Raw genomic sequence first — 21,673 nt, forward strand, 5'->3', positions numbered from 1 at the left:
TCGTCTGGCGCGGCATGACCCGCTTGCACGACATCGCCTTCGGCATCTCCATTGGATCAAGCCGACGATGTGGGTAATTGAAAGCTTCACCGGATGGGTACGGGCCAGACGTCGAATTGGGAAAGCGTGCGGTTGCTCCTGAAAGCGACGGTATGGGCTTCTCCTTTCATATCACCAGGCCTTCGGCCGTCGCGAAGAGCAGCAGCTCAAGGCCTTTATTCGTCATCCATTCCTTCAGGCAGGGGCAATCTCCGGGTGGCATTAGGCTTCCCTCGCGAACGAGGCACCCTGCAGACTGGCTGACATGAGTTGTCGGCAGGGCGCCCAGCACCTCCGAAAAAGGTGCTCACGATCGCCTAAAATCGCTGCCCCTGTGCCCCTGCTCTCAATTGCACCGATGTGCGGCGACGATCATCTCTTCGCTGGCACCACCTGCGCTGAGACGGGGAGGCGGGCCGCCGATTGGTCCTGTTCGCCAAGGTTCGAAAATGGTATTATCGACCAACTGATTAGGTCGACGGCACGCTGAGCGATCGCCTCGGTTTCAGCAAGGCTGGGGGAAATGGCAATGACATGTCCGATAATGTCTCGGTAATCGTCTTTCCTGACGATCGGCGTCTTAGGTTCGACATAAAATTTAACCTCGGCAACTCCTGATACGGCAGGCGCCCTGTTGCAATCGATCGAGTCGAGGATACCATCGCGATCAGGAACCAGGAACCGCGCGCCTGCAATGTAAGAATGCCGTCTGCGCAAATCCCACTCCTCGCCAATAACAAGCTTGATGTGCTCGGTGATGAGGTCAATACCGGAAGCCAACTGAACCAGTCGAGGAGTGGTCCCACCTGGAATACGTGGATTGACTTCAATGACGACTGGGCCACGCTTCGTCCACCGGAATTCAATGTGCGCTGGCCCCCAGCCAAGGCCGAGAGCCCGAAGACAGCTCAGCGAAGCATCCGCGATACGTTCCTGCTCGTCCTCAGGCAGTAGAGCTGGGAAGGTAAAATTATGATAGACGAAATGCGGTAGGGGGCCGAAGTCAGCGGCGCAGATCCCAATCACCTCATTTCCCATTGTGTAAGCGCTATACTGGCGGCCTCGTGCGTATTCTTCGACCAGCATCCGCCGCGAAGATCGCCAAATGTGCTTCCCACCCAAGAGATAGGTCGCATGTTCGGCTAACTCATCGACGTTGCAGCACAATCGAACACCGTTACTGCCGCTGCCTACAGCTGGCTTAACAACCACCGGCAGACCGATCTCCGCCGCGGAGCTTTCCACCTCTGTCAAATCAGATGCCAAGCGATAAGCAGGCATTGGAATGCCGGCCTCCGCGAGGAAGTGACGTTGAACGAACTTGTCGCCGCATCGTTCAATGGATTCGGGGTTCGGTCCCGGTAGATCGAAATGCCGGCAGAGTTTAGCAACTGTCGCATAGATCGACTCATCGAGCCCCGAGAAGCCAGTAATGCCAGCAATGTCATATGTAGTACCAAGTCGGGCACATTCGCGGATCAGGGCATCGAGATTGTCTGTATCGACGCGGATTGTCTCAAGTCTTTCGGCCGCGAGATAGTGATACTGAGATGGATCAGCCGACAGGGTGATTGGATGAAGCCCAAGACCTTGGGCCGCTTTCACATAAATCAGACCGATACTTCTGTGTCCTTCAACCAAAATAAGCGCTCTTCTTGCCATTGCTATTGGACCCTCGGATGCGTGCGGTGCGGCGGTGTGAGCGAACATCGGGTACCAGCGTTTTCCAGCAGTGCCTGACCTCAGACCTTGCGATGAAGGTACCATCGTCAGTGATCTGCGATCGTAAAAAGCCTGCAATTTTACTTGAAGGTATTGTTGCATGCGGATTCCGACGTGAAGCCGGTCGCCATTCCGATCAAAGACCGGCCACCATTCCGATTTGAAGCCGGCCACCGTTCCAATCAAAAGCCGGCCAGTTTTCGGCACTGAAGATTACCTCCTGGGTCAGCAACTTTGGCATCAATCACCTCGCCATGAACGGGGACATTTTGATGCCGGCAAAGAGAAGGCTGACCATGAGACAATTGAGACAAATGCTGCGGCTTGCCGGAAGCGGGACGAGCTCCCGCGAGATTGCGGTCGTATTGGGGATAGCGCGCAGTACGGTGCAGGATAATTTGCAGCGTGCAGCCGCGGTTGGATTGAGCTGGCCCTTGCCGGGCAAGCTGACCGACGATGCGCTTGAGCACAAGCGATTCAGTCGCAACGGCGTCAAACAGGGCACGCGACGACGCACGGAACCGAACTGGCCCGATCTTGCGGTCGAGCTCAAGAAGCCCGGCGTCACCTTGCTCATCCTGTGGGAGGAGTATCGTGGGTCGCATCCCGACGCTTACGGCTATAGTCGCTTTTGTGAACTTCTAAGGGGATTTAAGCAGCGACTGTCACCGACGATGCGCCAGGAGCATGCGGCCGCGACAAGGTCTTCGTGGATTATTCCGGCAAAAAGATCCCGATTGTCGATCGCAAGACCGGTGAGATCCGCGAGGCGGAGATCTTCGTGGCGGTGCTGGGTGCGTCCAGCTACACCTTTGCCGAGGCCACCTGGACGCAAACGCTCCCCGACTGGATTGGCTCGCATGTCCGGATGTTTCGTTTTTTTCATGGCGTTCCCAGACTCGTCATTCCCGACAATCTGAAGTCTGGCGTCAGTCGAGCCAGTTTCTACGATCCCGAGATCAACCGCAGCTACGGCATGATGGCTTCCCACTATGGCGTCGGCGTTCTTCCGGCACGGGCAAGAAAGCCCCGGGATAAATCGAAAGTGGAGAATGGAGTGCGTTTCGCCCAGTCCTGCATTTTGGGGCGTCTGCGCAATCAGACCTTCTTCTCGCTTGCTGAAGCCAATGCTGCCATTGCCCAGGCGCTCGATCGCATCAACGACCACGTCATGCGCCGGCTGGGCGTCAGTCGCCGGCAGCTCTTCGAGACCGTCGAGCGCCCGGCTTTGGCCAGTCTTCCACTGGAGGATTACGAGTTTGCCGAATGGCGTTTGGCCCGCGTCTCGACGGATTATCATGTCGAGTTCAAGACCTTCTTTTATTCCGTGCCCCACAGCCTCATTCGTCAGCAGGTCGATCTGAGAGCAACGGCGCGCACCATCGAGATCTTCCACCGCGGCAAGCGCGTCGCGGTGCATCACCGCCGCTATGGAGGTCCTCGCCATGGAACCGATCCGGATCACATGCCCAGTTCCCACCGGCGCTATGCCGAATTGACGCCGGAGCGCTTTCGCCGCCGGCCACGTCGATCGGGCCGCAAACCGAAGGTCTGGTCATCGCAATTCTCGCCAGCCGTCCGCATCCCGAGCAGGGCTTTCGAACATGTCTGGGCATCCTACGCCTGTTTCGGGACATCGATCGCAATCGGGCCGAAGCCGTGTCAGCCCGCGCTGTCGAGATCGGTGGCCTGAACTGCAAGAGCATTGCTTCGCTCATCGCCAACCACAAAGCCGCACGCCATTCCACCGAACCAACCGCCATCGTCGATCACGCCAATCTGCGTGGCCCTGATTACTTTCATTGAGGAGATCCACCCATGCTGATCAATCCCACCATCGACATGCTGCGAGAGCTCGGCCTTTACGGCATGGCAACCGCTTTCTAGGAACTCGACGCACAGTCCGAAGTGCGCGGCCTCGAGCATGGCGAATGGCTTGCCATGCTGCTCGAACGCGAGGCGACCATGCGCCGCCAGAAGGGTTTCGAGGCTCGCGCCAGGGCTGCCAAGCTTCGCCATGACGCGCAGATCGAGAATGCCGACTTCCGCGCCGCACGCGGCCTCCACCGCAATATGTTCATGGCGCTTGCCGGCTGCGACTGGATCAGAAAGCATCACGGTCTTCTTGTCACCGGCCAGACCGATCCCACGACATAATGCACACCTCGCTATGTTATTGAAAAAGCTGGATCTGCTGATCCTGTGATTGTGATAATGGACTGTGTCCGCTCCTGCCGGAATGGTGCTGGATATCGAGTTGCTCGATATCTTCATGACGGATGATCCAGGGCGTACCCTTGCAATACTGCTCGGCCTTCAGATCGCCGGCGCGGATCATGCGCAGCACGGTCATTGGCCGCAGGCCGAGCTTCGCGGCCGTTTCCTGCAATGTATACTCGCCGCGCTCCGACCGTTCGTCCTTTTTGTAGACGGCGATGTCGTGCTGGTTGCGGAAAGTGCAGACACGGGACTGCGTCCATCCGTTCAGACGACCCGTGGTTTTGCCGAGCCGGTTGAGAAGCGATGCGATCGCTCTATCCGGCAATTGGCGTGCCAGGGCACGGATCAGGTCCTCGATGTCCGGCGGGGCGCCCCAACGGTGATGGCCTGCCTTGTTCTTCCTGACCGAAAGCGCGGTATGGTCGCCGCCCTGCCAATGCACCAGCATTCCAGCGTCGCTCCAGTTCGCCTGCTACAAGCCGGTTGTCCGGGTCGACGGCGTCATACTGGCGGCGTGCATGGGCGGCTTCATAACGTGCCTGCTCGAGTGCGAGCTCCACATGGCGCCGCTTCTCTCCAGCCTGCACGGTGGAGGTCTCGATTCTCGATGGCCTTGATCGCCGCTTCCATGCCGAGCGGTTGAAGGCGTTGAAGAACCTCCGCGCTGACCGCCTGATCGACCCGCAACGATCCGAAGCCGATGCACGGGTCGGTTCCGTGGTTGACCTGCGCTCCGCGGCAATGATAGCGCCCCGTATTGCCGTTGCTGCCGGAATAGGAGACATGCAGCTTGCGGCCGCAATGGCCGCAGCGCAAGAGACCGCCGAGCAGCAACTCGCCCCGGCGAAGAGCACCGCGCGGCACCAGGCCTTTGCTTGTGGCATTGTCCGTGATCAGGCGCTGATTCCTCTCAAAATCGTGCCAGCTCAGGTAACCTTCGTGATGGTCGATGAGCAAGACCTCCCAGTCGGCGCGATCGCGCCTGATCCCACGCAAACCGTTTGCGTCCGGCCTCTATGGTGACTTTGCTGCAGGTTCGCCCGAACGCATAGGCGCCGGCGTAGATCGGGTTGGTGAGAATGTGGTGCACCGTATTGTAGACGGGCAGCTTCCAGACGATCGCCCTGTCCGCCGCGCGCGTGTAATTTACGGCAGGGAGCATAATGCCCTCGCGGCGCAACCACAGATGCACCTGCCGGATGCTCTGCAGTTCGTCGAAACGCCGGAATACAAGATCGATCGCCTCGCGGATCCGCAGGTCCGGGTCTTTCTCGACCCGGTTCCGGCCCGACTTGACGTAACCGATCGCCACCGTCAGGAAAAGTTCGCCCCGTCGTGCCTTCTGCTTCAGGGCTTCGATCGAGCGGGCCCGCAGGATCGAAAGCTCCAGTTCGCTCATCGTGCCCTTCATGCCGAGCAGCAGCCTGTCGTTGGGATGACGCGGTTCGTAGATGCCGTCCTCATCGATGATGAGCGTTCCGACAAGGCCGCAAAACTCGATGAGCGTATGCCAGTCCCGGCCATTGCGGGCCAGCCGGGAGGCTTCAATGGCGAGGACCGCACCAACCCGACCTTCGCAGATCGCCGCCAGAAGCTTCTCAAAGCCCGGACGGCTGATGCCAGACCCTGAACGACCGAGATCTTCATCGATGACGATGGCGTCTTTCCAGCCAAGGGACCGCGCTCGCTCGGCAAGGCCATATTGGCGTCGCCGGCTCTCGGGATTGTTGACGAGTTGATCGGCCGTCGACTGCCGGACATAGACATAGGCACCGCGCGCGAGATGTTCAGCGGTGATCTTCATGATCTGCCTCCCGTCCCGTCTGGCTCACCGCCGCTTCCCTCAGCAAGGTCTCGATCAGCGGGAGGGTGCGTTCCCGGACTTCGCCTGGAAGACTCGATGGCGGAGCCTTCTTGGAAAACAGGTCTGGCTGGTCGGTTCGGCATTGCCTGCGCTGCATGGTCGTCTCCTGGCTGGCGTGAGTCGCTCTGCAGAAAACGTAGACATGCATCGACCTCGCGGCGCAGGTCGCGCAGGCATGAAAGGGGAAAACGGGGCGCCTCGCGAACCGCCATCGTCAGGGCGATCTCTTCCGTCATCCAGATCGGAATCAGCGCCAGGCTGCCATCCGGTTGTCGCCCGACATAGGCCGGCTCACCGCAATAACGCTGACGGCCTGTGACGAAAATCTCCCCGCCCGAACGTGGATGAAAGGCGTAACGGACAATCTTCTTTGCCTCGCCATCCTGATAACGGGCATTATGAGCCCAGTCCGACCGGAACCGGCAAAAGCTGGCTTGCCTGCGCTCTTGGCCACCAGGCCTGCCGCGAAGACTTCTCAGTCGCCTACCACCGGGTTCCCCGGCTGTTCGCCGCCCTCGCGCTTGCAAGAGGCGACGGGCGATACGGCAGGATCCTCAAATCTCTTGCCAGGACCGACCTGCTGATCCTCGATGACTGGGGACCTGAAAAACTCAATGACGACCAACGCCGCGATCTCCTGGAGATCATTGAGGATCGCTACGAACGACGCTCAACCATCGTCACAAGTCAGGTGCCCGTGGATCGCTGGTGGGAAATTATTGCAAACCCAACTTTGGCCGACGCCATCCTGGATCGCCTCGTTCACAACGCCTATCGCATCGATCTCACCGGTGAAAGCATGCGAAAACAGCGCCCGCCGATCGTCCCCGAAAACACCGAAGCTTGACCTGAAACAAAACCCAACCCAAACATCAACGAGACCCAGGATCAGACCGAAAACTGGCCGCCTTCAAATCGGAATCGGTGGCCGGCTTCATCGGAATACGCAGTTGCAACTCTTTTCATTGCCATGTGGTACCGAGCGTCCCGACGAATTTTCGAGGGTTGCGATGTTCAAGCGACGTCGGTTTCAGTCAAGCCGTCTCTGAATTCGAGGCTCAGGCCGACAGCATCGTACGCCACATCGGCCTGTGAGCCTTTCGGCCATGCGAAGAAGCCTCTCGCTTGGTGGGGTGTTTGCAACCGTTGGCAAGCTCTGCCGGCATTTCGATCTACCGGGACCGAACCCCGCGTCGATTGAACGATGCTGCGACAAACCCGCTCAACGTCAGCTCCTCGCGGAGGCCGGCGTTCCAATACCTGCTTTTCACATCGCCGCAAATGCGGCAGAGGTGGAAAGCTCCGCGGCGGAGATCCGCCTGCCGGTGGTTGTTAAGCCAGCTGTAGGCAGCGGCAGTAACGGTGTTCGATTGTGCTGCAATGTCGATGAGCTAGCCGAACATGCTTCGGCGTTCAGCCCACACTCAGCGTCTGGCGTCCAGGCGAGAGTCCGCTGCCGCCCAAGGCTTGGAGCGGAAGAGGCCGGCCGCCATCCCGGGTTGGCCGAACCGACGATCACAAGCCGATCTCGGCCAAGGCCCTGGCCGAGGATTTCGACGCCGAGGCTTGGGCTCACGATCGCCTGGCGTGAAGGAACCAACACTGAACTCAATTCCCGCTTCGCCGCCGTGCGCTTGCGGCCGGCCTCCAGGAACTACAATCGGCCCGAGGCTCACGCCGAAGAGTGGCTCCTGATCGAGTGGCCTGAAGGCGAGGTCGAGCCGAGCAAGTATTGGCTCTCCACCTTGCCGGCCGACGCTACGATCACCCCACTGGTCGACGACGCCAAGCTGCGTTGGCGGATCGAGCGAGACTATCAGGAGCTCAAGCAAGAGCTGGGACTGGGCCACTACGAAGGCCGAGGTTGCAGGGCTTCCACCACCACGCCAGTCTCTGTATCGCCGCCTATGGCTTCCTGATCTCTCTGAGGGAGACGATTCCCCCCTTGTATGGGGCGATGATTGTCAAGCCTGATCTTGGTTCATTTCCAATCTCCTTGTTCGGCCGATTGGGCGACCATCTCCTCGTCCCGACCTTCCTTCGCGGTGGTGGCGCCCGCGCGCAGTGACGGTCAAGGGTGGGGGCCGCAGGCCCCATCGCGCAGCAACTTGTCCTTGACGGTCACGAGCACGGCGGCCGACTGACTGGTCGGGGGGTGAACTTTCCTGCAGGGCCAAAAGCCGACGACAATTCCGAGGCGAGCTCGCCATCAGGGACGCAGATCGCGAAAACCTTGTATTCGGCCGATCTGTGATGATCGGAACCATGATGCAGTCATACGCGACCAGAAGCGCTTCCACGGCCAGGTCTGGTTCAAGATCTTGTGGCAGACGGGAGCGACAAGTGAACACTCTCTCCAGAGGCGGGTCCACACCTATGGCGACTACATCGATCTGGAGCGGCTGCGCAGCCGCGTGATCGAACTCAACGTCGCGGGCAAAATGGACAAGGAGTCGCCGCGACGCTGAACGCGGAAGGCTTTGTCGCAGCGCGCGGCCACGCGTTCAAAGGTAACCGCCCGATTGTCACCGCCTGCCTGACATCGTCGTGATGGCCTATGACACGTGTTTAACGACGTCGTTTGCGACGTGTCTTGAGCGAGGTTTGCGATGCGTGTCGAGATTCTTGGTGCTGAACGGCGTCGTCGCTGGGGTGATAAGAAGAAGCTCGACATCGTCATGTCGGTTGGAATTGACGGGGCGACTGTGACTGAGGTTGCCGAGCGGCATGATGTGACACGGCAGCAGATTTACACTTGGCGGCGAGAGCTGAGGAGGAAGGGGCTCCTGTTGCCGTCGGCGGGTCCCATGTTCCTTCCCGTGGACATGCCCGTGGCGCGGAGCGAACCCTGTATGGGCAAAGGCACCGACAGATTGTCAGCGCTGGTCGAATTGCAACTATGCTGTGGGCGGAACCTGCGCTTTGACAGAGAGATCGATACCGCCACTCTGACTCGGCTTATCCAGGCGGTTGAGACAGCATGATCGGACCGGGAACTGGGGTTCGGGTGTACCTTGCCTGCGGGTTCACGGACATGCGCAAAGGGATCGAGGGTTTGGCTGCACTGACGCAGGATGTGTTGCGCCAGAAGCCGACGGGAGGCGCGGTCTTCGCCTTTCGGGGAAGGCGTGGCGACCGTTTGAAGCTTCTTTATTTTGATGGCCAGGGGTTCTGTCTTTATTACAAGGTCTTGCAGAAGGGCCGCTTTCCGTGGCCGTCGGCGGCCGACGGGACGGCCCGGCTGACGTCAGCGCAAATGGCGATGTTGTGGGAAGGAATTGACTGGCGACGCCCCAATTGGGGGGCGCCGCCGGCGCGTGTCGGGTGATTTATCTCTCTGAATCTAATGGTTTTTATGGCTACTCGCCCTGACTTATGGTAGTCAGGTGCATGCCGAATGTCGCCGAAAATCTTCCAGACGATCCTGCCTTTCTGAAGGCGATGATCGCCGCCTTGCAGGCGGAAAATGCGAAGATGTCGGCGACGTTGCAGGCGCATGACCAGTTGATCCAGGCCTTGCGGCTGCGCATTGCCCGGCTGAAGAAACAGGTCTTCGGCAAGTCTTCGGAAAAAGTCGAGCGGGAAATCCAGCAGCTGGAACTGGCGCTGGAGGATCTTTTGATCGCCGCGGCGGAGAGCAATGCCGGGCCAATCAATGAGGCCGACGAGGCAGCGTCTGTCGCGTCTATGACGAACGCGCCGGAAAGGATCACGCGCCGGCGTCCGCGCGTGTCGCACAAGGCAGTTCGCGAGCGCAGGGAGCTCGATCCCGGCGCCTGCTGCCCCGCCTGTGGCGGTGAACTACGTCTTGTGGGCGAAGACACAAGCGAAATCCTCGACATGATCGCCGCGCAGATGAAGGTCATCGAGGTCGCTCGGTTGAAGAAATCCTGCCGCTGCTGCGAAAAGATGGTGCAGTTGCCCGCGCCCAGCCGTCCGATACCAGGCAGCATGGCGGGCGCCTGCCTTCTGGCTTACATCCTGGTCTCGAAGTTCGACGATCACCTGCCATTGTATCGCCTGAACGAAATCTTCGCCCGCATGGGTGCCGACATCCCCGACAGTACGTTGGTCGACTGGTGCGGTCGCGCCATGCAGGTGCTTCAGCCCCTGATCGAGCGGATCGGAACCGTGATCATGGCCAGCGACCTTCTTCATGCCGACGATACCCCGATCCGGGTGCTGGATCGCTCCATGCAGGACAAAGGGCTGGGGAAAGGCGTAAAGAAAGGCAGGATCTGGACATATGTCCGCGATCAACGCCCATGGGCGGGCGGCGCTCCGCCTGGCGCGGTCTACTACTTTGCTCCGGACTGGAAGGAAGACCACGTCCTCCGCCATCTGAGGCAGACAAGCGGCATCCTCCAAGCTGACGGCTACAAAGGCTACGGCAAGCTTTATGAGCCTGGAGCCGAGGGAACATCCCGCTTCCGAGAAGCGGCATGCTGGGCGCATTGGCGACGCGACTTCCATGATATCTGGACCTCGAACAAATCCGAGATCGCACGCGAGGCTCTCGACCGTATCGGTGCGCTTTATGACATCGAGCACGGCATTGCGGGTCAGCCTGCCGATGCCCGCCTTGCCGCACGTCAGAAGCATAGCAAACCAAAGATCGGGGCATTCCGTGTCTGGATCAAAACGCAACTGACCCGCATTCCGGGCAAGAGCGATTTGGCAAAAGCCTTCCTTATGGCCTGAGCCGCTGGCCATCATTGTGCCTGTTCCTCGAAGACGGCCGCGTCGCCATGGACAACAATGCCGCCGAGCGAGCCCTGCGCCCGATTGGAATCGGAAGAAAAAACTGGCTATTTGCCGGCGCCGAGACCGGCGCGGAGACCCTGGCTCGCGCCATGACAATCATCGAGACGGCCAAGATGAACGGCATCGATCCGCAGGCATATCTCGCAGACGTGCTCGACCGCATCCACGATCACAAGATCAATCGCCTCGACGAGTTGCTTCCCTGGAATTGGTCACCTGTCACCGCCATCTCCGCCGAGGCTGCCTGATGGCAACGGTGACCCATGTGTTCAGCATCGACTACGTCGCCAAATTGCTCGATGAAGATGCCGAACTCCTTCAGGCGATCGTCAGCAATGATGACAACCTGAGCTACGGCAGCATCATCAGCGTCTACACCGGACCGGACGAGGCAGTAACTTCGCTTACCCGCGACGGAATGGAAGAGCTGGAGCAAATGCTTACCCATGCGCGCCGCACCGCTGACGAATGGAATGACTTCCTCGAAGCCTTCGTCGATGACCAGGAACTCATCGCTCGCATCAAAGCGAAATCTCCGCGGTAACAACCGGGCGGTTACGTTCAAAGGTGAGAATTTGGCCTCCAGTGTAAGATGTTAGCGACCTCACTTTGCCAGAACGCAGGTCGCTATCCACCTCTTCATAGGATCTGGCTTGGACGGTGCGTTCTTGGCGCATTGTCGGCTCCGGCGGTTGCAGATTGTGCTTTGGAATCAGTGGCATGAGACCAAAGTCTACCTGAAACCGCCGGGCCTTGCCTGCGCAAACTCCGTTTTCACGCAACAACATCAAGATGTTGGCGTTTATGGACGGAAACTAGCTAGTTGTGCAGGCTAGACGTCACCGAGCCCTATCGACATCGGAGGTGCTACCCTGAGCACTCTCCCCATCGGACAGGGATCAAGGTCAGTCCGGACTCTGCAATAGTGTGGGTGCGCTTTCGCTTGTTTCCTATTTCTCTTTCGTCCGATCAGGTTGCGACTTGTCTACCGTCTGGCTCCGGTCGGAATTCTGAAACCCTGCTTTGCCCCCTGCCGCAGCATTTCCATGAGAATTCCCGCGGCTGGAGGCATAGGTGTCTGTGGATCATGGACAAGATAGATTTCGCGTTCGACTACCGGATCCACGAGCTCTTTTTGGGCAAATTCACAAAACTGTATCATGGGCAGGACAAGGCTAGGCACTGCGGATACGCCTAGATCGGCGGATACGAGGCCCGCAACCGCGCCGACGTCACGAACCTCTGTGACGGTCCCCAGTTGAATTTCGGCAATTTGCAAAGCGCGATCCACACAAGTGCGAATGCTGCTCAAGGGATCGAATGCGACGAAGTCTTCCCCGGCCAAGTCGTTCCAGGACACTGTTTCCATGTCCGCAAATCTGTGAGATTTCGAGCAGATGCAGATCAGCCTATCAGCCGCGATCCGTTCGCAGACCAGCCGTCCTTTCGCCTTTGGAAAGGAAGTGATGCCAAAATCGACTTGTCCGTTGGATACGTAATTAACAACCTCCTCCGCAAAACCGTCCTTTACCGATATTCTAACGTTGGGCCTGGCTTTCCGGAATTCGGAAATGACCGTTGGCAGTATGATGGACGCGACCGACGATAGTGCCGCCAGGCTCACGACCCCATTCAGCCCGCTATGGTAAAGCTGGAACCGTGACAGTGCGCTGTCGAATTCCTCAAGGACACGGCGCGCGTTCATCAAAAGCTGTTCGCCGGATGCTGTGACAACGACCCGCCTTGTAGTGCGCTCGAACAGGCGGGTGTCCAGTTCCTCCTCAATCTCCACAATTGTTCGGCTTAAAGCCGACTGCGAAATGTTCAGAAACTGGGCTGCAGCGGTATACCCGCCCCGCTCCGCGATCGCGACGAACGCTCGCAAATGCCTGAGAGTGATATTGTTCTTCATTCGCGATCGATCTTTACTTAAATCATGTTGGATGCGCAATAGTGTGTGACGAATGCATCGGTGTCAGCGTACGCGCGAAGCCGAGGCCGTTCAGTGCCGGCAATTCCCCGCGGGTCACTTCAAATTCCCCCCCGTCAGGGTGACCTCTTAATCTCTAGGCCGTCAAGCTCTACCGGACATCCGCTCCGTCCTCAAAACCGCCCGACGACGGACCATCAATCCATTCAACGGTTTAACCTCAAACCTCAGCACCCACTCACTGCCCCCCGCAAGGCAGGGGCGTGCAATTACCGGTTGCGTCTGTCTGCAACGGCACAATTTCGTGCGGTTTCCGACAATCGCCAGTCGGTCGCTGAACTGGTTGCGCCTGCAGGCGGATGCAGCCGCCGCCGCCGTAGAGCTTGTTTCGCATCGCCACCGGCTGGATCCGACTAGTTGGCATAGCGCTTGCTCTTTCAACTGCGAGGTTCACCCAGGAACGGAGCCGTTTAATGTCCGTCCTGATGACACTCTTGAAACCCTGACCACGTCGTCGCCCTTCGGCCAGTTGCTGGTGACGGATATACACAAATACAGGAGTATCGAATATGTCTAATGAGTATAGTTATGACGAGAATTTGGCTCCGATCCATGAACAAATTACCAGCATGCTAGGTAAAGACGCTGAGGCAGACGAAACGGCCGCCTTTCTTGAGCGATTTTCCGGCGGAAGGGGTGCCCTTGAACTTGGTATAGGCAGCGGGCGCGTGGCGGTGCCATTGAGCGAGCGCGGCGTCAAGGTCGAAGGTATCGACAATTCGGACAGCATGTTGAAACTTCTCGCCAAGCGTACCGGTCTGATCAAGGCATGGAACGAGGACATAGCCGATTTCAGTCCCGAGCAACGCTACGATCTGGTCTATTGCGTTTATAATACGTTTACGCTGCTCTCCAGGCGCGAAGAGCAAATAGCTTGCCTCAGATCTGCTGCACAGGCGCTAGATGAGGGGGGAGTTTTTGTGATAGAATTGCGTGTTCCAGTCTTGGCTGATTTCGTCAATGGCCAGAAAATTTATACTACACTTGTTGATCACGATAATACATACATCCATGCGGCAATTCACGAACCACTTAACCAGAACTTGATTTCAACCTTCCTCTGGTTTTCTGGCACATCGGTCAGACGTTTCCCACAGCGTAGTCGCTACGTTTTTCACCAGGAGCTCGATACCATGGCCGAATACGTAGGACTGGAGTTAGCGGAGCGCTGGGGAGATTGGGCGAGAGGTGCGTTCACCGATGCATCCAACCGTCATATCTCGGTTTACCGCCGAACAGGATCGCCGAAGACCTCTCCCCATTCGGCAGATCCCTAGATTGTAACAATATGGGCTTCTGCTCAAGGCTCGATAATCGGCAGGTCGATGTAGCAACCGGCCGGGCCTCGATGAAATTGGAGGATGGGCGGCTCGCCGTCGACGGGAACATTTGCAAAGGTTGTCTTGTCGCTACCAGCGAGACACACCCTCAGACGGTAGCCGGCCGGGACACGGGCGGAAATCGGATGCAACGTGAAAGTCAGGATCGCGGCCTCGCCCGGTATAAGCGGTTCGGCGTCGCGTCTCAGGTAGCTGTGCTGTGCTCCCAGCACGCTGAATGGTGAGTCCGCCCACACCTTTCGATGCAAGGCGCGAAGCTGGCCCTCGGTGAGGTAACAGGACACTCCGTCGGGCTTCACGGCTTCCAGATAGGCGAAAAAGTTACCGTCCTCCCGGGTCGAAGTGATGTTCAAATGGACCACGATGTGTCCTGTTATCTCAACATTGCTGGTCAACGGCTCGCTCGTGTAGCCAAGGCGAGCGGCGTCGAACTGTCGCCGATCTCCATAATCCACCTTGCCCGCGTCGTTATTAGTGGCCCACCGATTCGACCTGACATCTCCCAAAGTAGGGTCGACCTGGAGCGTGTCGAAGCCCATCTCGCCAGGCGACGCGCATAGTCCGAAGTTATTTGCCATGTGCCACCGACGGCGGGTCGCGCGGGGTGGCCATGAGCGCGTCGATTTCCAAACGCCTTCCCCAAGGGTGTAGTAATGCAGAACTTTTCCCTGCTCGTTGGCGGCCTGACCGCTAAAGCACGCGTCCGCGAAGCGGATGTCGTTTGCCTGCTGCGTGGGGGTCGTGGGAGGAATTGTCTTACCGGGGCCGAGGAGGGGGTCGTAAGGAATGTCGCCGCCATGGTTCCACGGACCAATGATCACGTTCATCGGATATGACTGTCGCAGGAAGCGACGAATGGCTCCTTGCGCGGTGCCGGCATCGAACCAGCCCGCCCAGGTCTGGGTTGGGGTCGCTGAGCTATCCAGTGTGTCCGCTACTTCCTGAATACTCCAGTCAAGCATGGAGGCCCCACCCCAGGAAGGGGGGCGATCGTCCTTGAACACCACCCGTTCAAATCCCTCCCAGACAGACGGAACCCGCTCGTGATCGCGCAGGGCCGCGTTGAGTTCCGGCTCGCCGTTCGAGCCGACCGGGCGCACGCCCGGCGATTTCTCGCCGTCCGTAAGCGTCAACAGATTGCGGTCGAGATCTTTGACCCAGTTGCCCCACGTTTGCCCAATGAAGGCATTCGGCACTCCTCCGGGAAAGTAATCATCTTCATATGGATCGTAGTCTGGAAATCTTGGAATGATCCCCTTGAGCGCAACATGGTTTCGTTCCGCCATCCAGTCGGCAGTAATGGCGGTGTAAGAATGGCCGTAGCCTACGATGCGGCCGGTAGACCAAGGCTGCGCGACGACCCAGTCAAGCACCTCGCTAAAATCCAATGTCTCATCGCGCGCGCGATGATATGGCCACACTCCGAAAGAGGCTCCGGTTCCGCGAACATCCCCAACGACAACGGCATAACCGTGCGGCACAAATTGGTCCGCAAGGTGGTTGGACGGCCGCCCTTTGATACCGCGCCAGTAGCGGGTCATGATCAGAATAGTATCAAGACTAGTGCTGGGATCCTTATCCAATGGGCGGGAGACATCCAAGGCGAGCTTCACGCCGTCGCGCATCGTCACATATGTCGATTCCACATGTCCGACCTTAAAGGGCAATGCAGCAGCGCTATCGAGATCAAAGCGGAAAATCGAATTTGGCGTCACCTGACGAGAGCCACTCATACAGTCTCCTTATCCTCTAATCTGCCGAATGAACTATCGCGTGCGATCCTCGGGGCGAGGGTCGTTCTCACGGTCGGAATGATTGGCGCGTGCTACAGCACTGCGTCCAACATTTTTTGGGCATGGATTGATCGCAGAAGGACACTAATCGAATTGGTTCGTCAGGTATTTGCGTGCTGATTGCGATAGCCGATCGCGGCGATACAAGGCCGCGGCTCGTCTGGGTGGGCAGGCCGGTGCCGACAACGAGAGGCGGCTCGCCGGTCAATTGTCAGCCCTCGTGGCGCGAGACTTCTGTCCTCAGTCAGCATCCATGATTCATTACCGACGCTTAGCGCCTAAGCCTGTGTCTCGCCGCAGCAGCTACACGAACGCCCGGCCGTTGGTGTGGTCGCGGTTGAACGATCGGTTGCGCAGGGCCACCTGCCGTGAAAGCGACTGAGGCAGTCCACGAAGGGCGATTACATCGCCGGAGGTTCGAGCATCCCGGAAGGATGAGGAACCCTTACTGCTTGTCCGCCGATCGCCAGGCTCGCCGTCGCTTTGCCCCGCCAATCCGCGCCAGCAACGGATGTCAGAGTGCCTACCGATTATTGCGCTCACGGGATCAATCTATGACCATAAAATGTTGGACGCGCAATATTTTTTTGGGGACACTGTGAGGATCAGCCGCAAAGAGAATACCCATGAACGAAGTTGTTACGAAGCAAGAAAATCAAGCGTTTCACATTATCTTCAACCGGCCAGAGCGGCTGAATGCCGTCAATGAAGACCTCTATCAACAAACATTCGATGCGCTGAAGTTTGCAGATGAAAACCCAAATATACGGTGTGTGATCCTTTCCGGAAACGGCCGGGCATTCTGTGCGGGGGCCGATCTAAAGGCCCACAAATCAGGCGACCGGACGCGCGATGAGCGCGAGGCCTATATCATGCTCGGGCAGCGTGTTTGCGAACAGATTCAGACGATGAAAACGCCTGTTATCGCCGAAGTGCATGGTTATGCCGTCGGGGGCGGAGCGGAAATCGCGACCTCTGCTGATTTTCTGATCATATCCGAGGATGCCCAACTCGGGTTTCCGGAAGTTGCCATCGGCACTTATGTAGGGGGAGGTGTAACGGTCCGTCTCCCTAGCCTTATTGGATTAAGAAATGCGGCAAGTCTTTTGCTGCTGGGCAACAGGATAACCGGCGCGAAATGCTTGGAGATTGGCCTGGCAACCGAGGCTCCGCCAGCGGCTCAGTTGGCGGAGCGTACCAGCGCGCTGGTGGAGCGACTTGTAAAGAACGCGCCGTTGCCGATGGGCCGCCTTAAGGCGGCGATCAATTTCCCGAAAAGCCCCGAAAGCCTATTCCGTGCCGAGGCCGAAGACGTGCTGGCGATCATGGAAACGAAGGATTGGGCTGAGGGAGTCGCAGCTTTTGCCGAACGCCGCTCCCCCAAATTTGAAGGAAAATAGGAAATGGACGCCCTCAATAAGGCAACAGCGGTGAGCCGCATACTTGAGCCGCATTCCGTCGCGGTCATCGGCGCATCTGCAAGTCCCTCCAAGCGCGGATACCAGATCATCAACGCGCTTCAAAAGGCCGGCTACTGCTATGCGATCCTACCGGTCAACCCGAAGGGAGGGACGATCCTCGGTTTGCCCGTCGCCAGCGAAATAGACGCCCTTCCGGATGGCGTGGACATAGCGGTGATTGTCCGCCCGGCTGAGGAAGTCCCTGATATTCTTCTTCAGTGCGGCAAAAAGGGCATCGCGGGCGCTGTAGTTGTCGCGCATGGATTTGGAGAGCGGGGCGACCAAGCAGCTGGCACGGAGAAGAGATTGCGTGATGCCTTGGCGGAAAGCGGCGTTCGCATAATTGGGCCAAACACGTCCGGAATGGTAAACTGCGCCGTGCAGGCGGACCTAATCGGCCTGCCAGAACTGCCGCCATCGGGACCGATCAGTGTCTTGACACAAAGCGGCAACATGATTCTGACGGTGCTCGAGGATAGCCGCGCGATTAATGGTCCCGGCTTCGACGTCATCGCTGGATTGGGTAACCAGGCTGATGTTGGATATGACGAACTGATCGAAGAGCTTTGCCTGCGCAAGAGCACCCGTTCGATTGCGATCTACAATGAAGGCTTTATCAATGGGCGCCGCTTTCTGAATTCGGCGGCTGGGGTGGGGCAAAGCTGCCCGATTGTAATGCTCCGAGGAGTGCGATCCCACGAAGGTGGGAAAGCGGCGCTTTCTCATACGGGTTCAATTGCTGGGGCCGACGATATTGCTCTGAGGGTGCTGCCGCAAATGGGTGTTACGCTGGTAGATCGCTCTGACGAACTACTGCCGATTGCTGCACTTCTGGCAACCACGCCTCTTCCCAAATCACAAACTGGGATTGTGGTTCTGGCTGACGGCGGTGGACATGCAACGCTTGCGGTTGATGCGCTATCGCGTGCGGGCGTGCCCCTTGCGTCTCTTTCAGAGGACACCAAGGCCAAGTTGAGAAAGGTGCTCGGAGAAGAGGCCAGTGTCGAAAATCCGATCGACGTTTACAGCGCCATAGATGCCCATCCAGATGTCTTTCCGGAATGCATTGAACTCTTGGCGGCAGATCCAGAGGTTGGGCTCATCCTGACATCCGGGATGTTTGGAGCGTATCACTTAAGGTTCGAAGCTTCTCTCGTGAAAGCTGAGGATTTGGCCGCCGAGCGTATCGTTGCATTGCAAAAGGCCTCCGGCCTCCCTCTGGTTTTCCATAGTTGCTACGCCAGCCGAATGCCTGAGAACCACCAGATCTTGCGAAATGGTGGCATGCAAGTTTTTGCCTCGTTAGATTTGGCTGTCGCAGGTTCGAGAGCACTTTTTGAGAGAGCGAGCTGGCTTTCAAAGCACGTTTGTCACAACGCAACATTGGCAACCGAGGGGCAGCGCGTGGTCGTGCCCAAGGGCTTGTCGGCAGAGACAAAGGCTCGCGAGATACTGCAGAAATTGGGTGTGAACGCTGGCCAATGGTCGGCTGCTGTCGATGCCGAATCCGTAGAGGCGGCAGTTTACGAGTTCGCAACCTCTTGTGCGGTGAAGGTTGATTCGGCGGCGGTCAGCCATAAGTCTGACGTAGGCGGCGTGCGTCTCGGAGTGACGGCAGAGGCGGCGCAGGCTGCAGCCGCCGATATCACAAAGGCCGTGAAATCACACGCCGGTCCAGGAACAACCTTCGGTTTCATCGTCACGCCGATGGTGGATCGCGGCACAGAAGTATTTGTGGGTGCTACCAACGATCCTGTTTTTGGTCCGGTGATCTTGTTCGGCTCAGGGGGCGTATTGGTTGAGGCGGCCGAAGACGTCACTTTCCGCGCGGCACCGGTTTCACCCGAAGAGGCCTTGAGTATGATTGAGGAAACGCGCGTTGCGAAGATCCTCAACGGGTTCAGGCACTTTCCGAGAGTCGACAAGCAATCTCTCGCCAACTTCATCTCGTCCTTGTCTATGGCGGTCTTGAGAATGGAAAAACTTGCGGAGCTCGACATCAACCCGATTATCGCTAACGAAAGCGGCATCCATCCGGTCGATGTGAGGTTGGTCGGAAAATAATAGCCGCCATGCAACAGGCGATCCTTTGGTTGCCGATGATTAAATCGCTCAATTTCAGTCAAAGGCCTAGCCGATGGGCGAATTCGTTCGCATTTTCGAGATGTCGGCACGTGACGGGCTCCAAAACGAGGCGCGCCTCGTGCCGACTGCTGAAAAGATCCGACTTATTGACATGCTGTCGGACTGCGGCTTTCGAAAACTTGAGGCGACTTCATTCGTGTCGCCGAGGTGGGTGCCGCAGATGGCTGACGCTGCGGGGGTTATGAACGGTATTCGCCGTGCGCCCAGTGTCGTCTACGCGGTGCTGGTCCCCAACTTGAAGGGCTACGAGGCGGCGCAGGCGGCCAATGCTGACGAGATCGCCGTGTTCGCGTCGGCCTCCGAAACCTTTAGCCGCAGGAACATCAACTGCTCAATTGCCGAGTGCCTCGATCGTTTCCGCCCCGTGCTCGCCGCCGCTGCCGCCGACGGCATTCCGGTGCGAGGCTATATCTCCTGCGTCACCGACTGCCCCTATGAAGGCTCAGTGCCGCCCGCAATTGTCGCACAGCTTGCGGCAACGCTCCAAGAGATGGGCTGCTATGAGATTTCGCTTGGCGACACAATCGGGCAAGGGACCCCTGCCACCATCGCGGGCATGCTCGATGCCGTGTTGGAAGAAGTGCCGGCCGAGAGGCTTGCCGGACATTACCACGACACGGGAGGTCGGGCCCTCGACAACATCCTTGTGAGCTTGGAGAAGGGCTTGCGCACCTTCGACGCGGCGGTCGGTGGCCTTGGCGGCTGCCCTTTCGCCCCTGGTGCGAAGGGCAATGTGGACACCCTCGGCGTCGCCGCAATGCTAGCCGGCAAGGGTTATGAGACGGGTCTCCATATAGAGCGACTGGCGGCGGCGGCCCGCTTCACGGACAGCCTAAGAGAGGAGCGGCTGTGAACTTCGAGACCATCCGTGTCACGACTGACGAGGTCGGCGTCTCCACGTTGACTCTCGCCCGCCCGGACAAGCACAACGCCATGTCGGGACAGATGATCGCCGAACTTACGGCCGCCGCCGAACTGCTCGTCAATGACGACAAGGTGCGAGCGGTGGTGCTGACGGGCGAGGGGGACAGCTTCTGTGCCGGTGCCGATCTTGCCTGGATGCGGGCGCAGGCCTCATCCGCGCGTGACGAGCGAATCGCCGAGGCCAGGAAGCTGGCCCTGGCTCTGCGCGCGCTCAACGAACTACCCAAGCCGCTGATCGGCCGCATCAACGGCCAAGCATTCGGCGGTGGTCTCGGCCTAATGAGCGTCTGCGACGTCGCGGTCGCCGTCGATACCGCAAGGTTCGGCTTCACCGAGGTCAGGCTAGGCCTCATCCCCGCGACGATCTCTCCCTATGTCCTGGCTCGGATGGGGGAGGGTCGGGCGCGGCGGGTCTTCATGTCAGCCAGGATATTCGACGCCAATGAAGCCTGCGAACTCGGACTGGTTTCCCGCGCCGTGCCGCCGACCGACGTTGAGGCGGCGGTCGAGGCCGAGATCCGCCCCTATCGCTCGGCCTCGCCGCAGGCCGTCGCCGCCGCAAAGGCGCTTGCGCGCCGACTTGGGGCGGCAATCGATGACACAGTCATCGGCGAGACGGTCGCTATGCTGGCCGATGCGTGGGAAACGGCCGACGCCGCCGAAGGAATCGCGGCCTTCTTCGATCGCCGCAGGCCACGCTGGTAGGCCTGAGGGCTGGCCGGGAGTCGGTCGTCGCGCGACGAAAGAACCAAGCTGTTCCTCAGCCAAATAGTGTCAGCTCACCTTTTCCACGAGACTGCAATGGGCGCCCATAACTCTTCACCACCACAGGATTTGCACCATGGCAAAGTTTCCGAGGTTTCCGAGTGACTTCCCCGATTTCGGGCTAACGCCCGAGGAGAGGCGATTTGCCGAGCGCGGCACCTTTTATGAGTGTGCCGGTATGGATGGCGCGCTTGGCGAGATCTGGTGCTACAGTGACCGGTTTCCTATCGCCCAGGCGAACGGTTCGGTTGCAGGTGAGCTCGTCTGTGCCGCGCTTCACCATTGATATCATGCGTGATGGCGGAATCGAGACGAAGGCATTCCAGCAGAGCGGCATCGCCGCGCGTTGGCAAGATACGCCGACCAGTGCTCGGTCGAGGGCTGCGGCTGGGAGACGACATTCGAGTTCAAGATTGGAGATAAGTGGCCGTCCGGCGGCTATCGTGTGACACTGACTGCGGAGGGGCGCGGCGGGCTGCCAGTAATTTGCCATCACGTCCTGATCGTGCTGCCGAAGGGCGGCCGCAAACCGGGCCGCATCCTACAGGTGGCGGCGACTGGTACCTGGCTCGCCTATAATACTTGGGGCGGTTCGAACATTACAATGGGATCACAGGTCCAGATCGCAACCAGTATTCGCCCATTGT

General features: G+C 58.6%; 17 protein-coding genes and 6 pseudogenes. 17 read left to right on the plus strand and 6 right to left on the minus strand.

The annotated features are described in order from the left end of the window. Positions 1 to 411: 411 nt before the first annotated feature. The gene (locus tag NKI67_RS32425) at positions 412 to 1,701 is read right to left on the minus strand and encodes an ATP-grasp domain-containing protein (protein WP_352648927.1); all 1,290 of its coding nucleotides are present in this window, start codon (positions 1,699 to 1,701) and stop codon (positions 412 to 414) included. A gap of 356 nt (positions 1,702 to 2,057) precedes the next feature. On the opposite strand from NKI67_RS32425, the pseudogene istA reads away from it, so the two are divergent. Next, a pseudogene (istA, locus tag NKI67_RS32430) lies at positions 2,058 to 3,567 on the plus strand (IS21 family transposase). 12 nt (positions 3,568 to 3,579) lie between these two features. Then, positions 3,580 to 3,897, plus strand: a pseudogene (locus tag NKI67_RS33990) (ATP-binding protein); the annotation flags it as partial. A gap of 37 nt (positions 3,898 to 3,934) precedes the next feature. Here NKI67_RS33990 and NKI67_RS32440 read toward each other — a convergent pair. The 3 genes from NKI67_RS32440 to NKI67_RS32450 all read right to left on the minus strand — a co-directional run bounded on the left by NKI67_RS32440 (position 3,935) and on the right by NKI67_RS32450 (position 5,785). Continuing rightward, on the minus strand, positions 3,935 to 4,429 hold the full coding sequence (locus NKI67_RS32440; protein WP_352648900.1) for a helix-turn-helix domain-containing protein: 495 nt from the start codon (positions 4,427 to 4,429) through the stop codon (positions 3,935 to 3,937). Positions 4,430 to 4,509: 80 nt separating this feature from the next. Continuing rightward, positions 4,510 to 4,938, minus strand: coding sequence for a recombinase zinc ribbon domain-containing protein (locus tag NKI67_RS32445; RefSeq protein WP_352648902.1), 429 nt, complete (start codon positions 4,936 to 4,938; stop codon positions 4,510 to 4,512). Continuing rightward, positions 4,892 to 5,785 (minus strand): recombinase family protein, encoded by an 894-nt coding sequence (locus NKI67_RS32450; protein WP_352648904.1) that lies wholly within the window; start codon positions 5,783 to 5,785, stop codon positions 4,892 to 4,894. The genes NKI67_RS32445 and NKI67_RS32450 overlap by 47 nt, the downstream gene beginning before the upstream one ends. Before the next feature lie 469 nt (positions 5,786 to 6,254). Here NKI67_RS32450 and NKI67_RS32455 point away from each other — a divergent pair. The 8 genes and pseudogenes from NKI67_RS32455 to NKI67_RS32490 all read left to right on the plus strand — a co-directional run. Further along, a pseudogene (locus tag NKI67_RS32455) lies at positions 6,255 to 6,692 on the plus strand (ATP-binding protein); the annotation flags it as partial. Between the two features lie 286 nt (positions 6,693 to 6,978). Next, a pseudogene (locus NKI67_RS32460) lies at positions 6,979 to 7,252 on the plus strand (ATP-grasp domain-containing protein); the annotation flags it as partial. A gap of 1 nt (position 7,253) precedes the next feature. Next, a pseudogene (locus tag NKI67_RS32465) lies at positions 7,254 to 7,790 on the plus strand (transposase); the annotation flags it as partial. Between the two features lie 664 nt (positions 7,791 to 8,454). After that, on the plus strand, positions 8,455 to 8,829 hold the full coding sequence (tnpA, locus tag NKI67_RS32470; RefSeq protein ID WP_352648906.1) for an IS66-like element accessory protein TnpA: 375 nt from the start codon (positions 8,455 to 8,457) through the stop codon (positions 8,827 to 8,829). After that, complete coding sequence (gene tnpB, locus NKI67_RS32475) at positions 8,826 to 9,173, plus strand: IS66 family insertion sequence element accessory protein TnpB (protein WP_023778341.1); 348 nt, start codon at positions 8,826 to 8,828, stop codon at positions 9,171 to 9,173. The genes tnpA and tnpB overlap by 4 nt, the downstream gene beginning before the upstream one ends. Before the next feature lie 146 nt (positions 9,174 to 9,319). Then, positions 9,320 to 10,623: pseudogene (tnpC, locus tag NKI67_RS32480) on the plus strand (IS66 family transposase); the annotation flags it as partial. Positions 10,624 to 10,722: 99 nt separating this feature from the next. Continuing rightward, positions 10,723 to 10,857 (plus strand): transposase domain-containing protein, encoded by a 135-nt coding sequence (locus NKI67_RS32485; RefSeq protein ID WP_352648931.1) that lies wholly within the window; start codon positions 10,723 to 10,725, stop codon positions 10,855 to 10,857. Continuing rightward, complete coding sequence (locus NKI67_RS32490; RefSeq protein ID WP_352648908.1) at positions 10,857 to 11,153, plus strand: hypothetical protein; 297 nt, start codon at positions 10,857 to 10,859, stop codon at positions 11,151 to 11,153. The genes NKI67_RS32485 and NKI67_RS32490 overlap by 1 nt, the downstream gene beginning before the upstream one ends. Positions 11,154 to 11,594: 441 nt before the next feature. Here NKI67_RS32490 and NKI67_RS32495 read toward each other — a convergent pair whose 3' ends face one another. Continuing rightward, positions 11,595 to 12,521 (minus strand): LysR family transcriptional regulator, encoded by a 927-nt coding sequence (locus tag NKI67_RS32495; protein ID WP_352648910.1) that lies wholly within the window; start codon positions 12,519 to 12,521, stop codon positions 11,595 to 11,597. Positions 12,522 to 13,108: 587 nt separating this feature from the next. Between NKI67_RS32495 and NKI67_RS32500 the strand changes: the two genes are divergently transcribed. Next, positions 13,109 to 13,876, plus strand: a complete 768-nt coding sequence (locus NKI67_RS32500; RefSeq protein ID WP_352648912.1) for a class I SAM-dependent DNA methyltransferase — start codon at positions 13,109 to 13,111, stop codon at positions 13,874 to 13,876. Between the two features lie 23 nt (positions 13,877 to 13,899). Here NKI67_RS32500 and NKI67_RS32505 read toward each other — a convergent pair whose 3' ends face one another. Further along, positions 13,900 to 15,672, minus strand: a complete 1,773-nt coding sequence (locus tag NKI67_RS32505; RefSeq protein WP_352648914.1) for a CocE/NonD family hydrolase — start codon at positions 15,670 to 15,672, stop codon at positions 13,900 to 13,902. Positions 15,673 to 16,358: 686 nt separating this feature from the next. Between NKI67_RS32505 and NKI67_RS32510 the strand changes: the two genes are divergently transcribed. The 6 genes from NKI67_RS32510 to NKI67_RS32535 all read left to right on the plus strand — a co-directional run. Further along, the gene (locus NKI67_RS32510) at positions 16,359 to 17,132 is read left to right on the plus strand and encodes an enoyl-CoA hydratase/isomerase family protein (RefSeq protein ID WP_352648916.1); all 774 of its coding nucleotides are present in this window, start codon (positions 16,359 to 16,361) and stop codon (positions 17,130 to 17,132) included. A 3-nt stretch (positions 17,133 to 17,135) separates the two neighbouring features. Further along, complete coding sequence (locus NKI67_RS32515) at positions 17,136 to 19,256, plus strand: acetate--CoA ligase family protein (protein WP_352648918.1); 2,121 nt, start codon at positions 17,136 to 17,138, stop codon at positions 19,254 to 19,256. A gap of 73 nt (positions 19,257 to 19,329) precedes the next feature. Then, on the plus strand, positions 19,330 to 20,190 hold the full coding sequence (locus tag NKI67_RS32520) for a hydroxymethylglutaryl-CoA lyase (RefSeq protein ID WP_352648920.1): 861 nt from the start codon (positions 19,330 to 19,332) through the stop codon (positions 20,188 to 20,190). Next, a complete protein-coding gene (locus NKI67_RS32525; protein WP_352648922.1) occupies positions 20,187 to 20,966 on the plus strand; it encodes a crotonase/enoyl-CoA hydratase family protein in 780 nt (259 codons plus the stop codon). Before NKI67_RS32520 ends, NKI67_RS32525 begins: the two co-directional genes overlap by 4 nt. A gap of 136 nt (positions 20,967 to 21,102) precedes the next feature. Beyond that, positions 21,103 to 21,312 (plus strand): hypothetical protein, encoded by a 210-nt coding sequence (locus NKI67_RS32530; RefSeq protein WP_352648924.1) that lies wholly within the window; start codon positions 21,103 to 21,105, stop codon positions 21,310 to 21,312. 60 nt (positions 21,313 to 21,372) lie between these two features. Beyond that, on the plus strand, positions 21,373 to 21,673 hold a 301-nt coding region (locus NKI67_RS32535; RefSeq protein ID WP_352648925.1), incomplete at its 3' end, for a N,N-dimethylformamidase beta subunit family domain-containing protein.

Source organism: Mesorhizobium sp. M0408 (assembly GCF_040321495.1).
In the GTDB taxonomy this organism is placed as follows: Bacteria; Pseudomonadota; Alphaproteobacteria; order Rhizobiales; family Rhizobiaceae; genus Mesorhizobium.